The sequence below is a fragment of the Metabacillus litoralis genome (assembly GCF_007994985.1).
GTDB lineage: Bacteria > Bacillota > Bacilli > Bacillales > Bacillaceae > Metabacillus > Metabacillus litoralis.
Map to the genome: position 1 here is coordinate 1 of NZ_VOQF01000011.1, position 597 is coordinate 597.

Sequence of the window (597 nt, forward strand, 5' to 3'; positions counted from 1 at the left end):
GAGTCGAACCCCTAACCTTTTGATCCGTAGTCAAACGCTCTATCCAATTGAGCTACGGGCGCTTAGTTTAACCAAATATTACATAAAGATGTATTTATTACATAATAATTTGCATTAAATTCATAAGGGTGTTTTAATGTACGTTATTTTCACTTGCGTGTTTTAATGTACGTTATTTTCACTTGCGTGAAAAAACGTTATTAATGCCGAGGACCGGAATCGAACCGGTACGGTAGTCACCTACCGCAGGATTTTAAGTCCTGTGCGTCTGCCAGTTCCGCCACCCCGGCATGTTAAATATGGTGAGCCATGAAGGATTCGAACCTTCGACCCTCTGATTAAAAGTCAGATGCTCTACCAACTGAGCTAATGGCTCTTGTGTTACTTCACTAAGAACATTGCAATGGAAAGTTATTTTCGCTTCGCGAAAAAACTTTGGTGGAGGATGACGGGATCGAACCGCCGACCCTCTGCTTGTAAGGCAGATGCTCTCCCAGCTGAGCTAATCCTCCATAAACAAATGCTTGTCCAAAGCACCCTGTTGTATATCATACACATAACCCCAAAAAAGGGTTGCCTGGCAACGTCCTACTCTCA

General features: G+C 43.0%; 3 tRNA genes. All 3 read right to left on the reverse strand.

Going from position 1 to position 597, the window contains the following annotated elements:
- Window positions 1–204: 204 nt before the first annotated feature.
- Window positions 205–290: transfer RNA gene (locus tag FS935_RS17325), tRNA-Leu, on the reverse strand.
- A 10-nt stretch (window positions 291–300) separates the two neighbouring features.
- Window positions 301–376: transfer RNA gene (locus FS935_RS17330), tRNA-Lys, on the reverse strand.
- 60 nt (window positions 377–436) lie between these two features.
- Window positions 437–512, reverse strand: a tRNA-Val gene (locus FS935_RS17335).
- Window positions 513–597 lie beyond the last annotated feature (85 nt).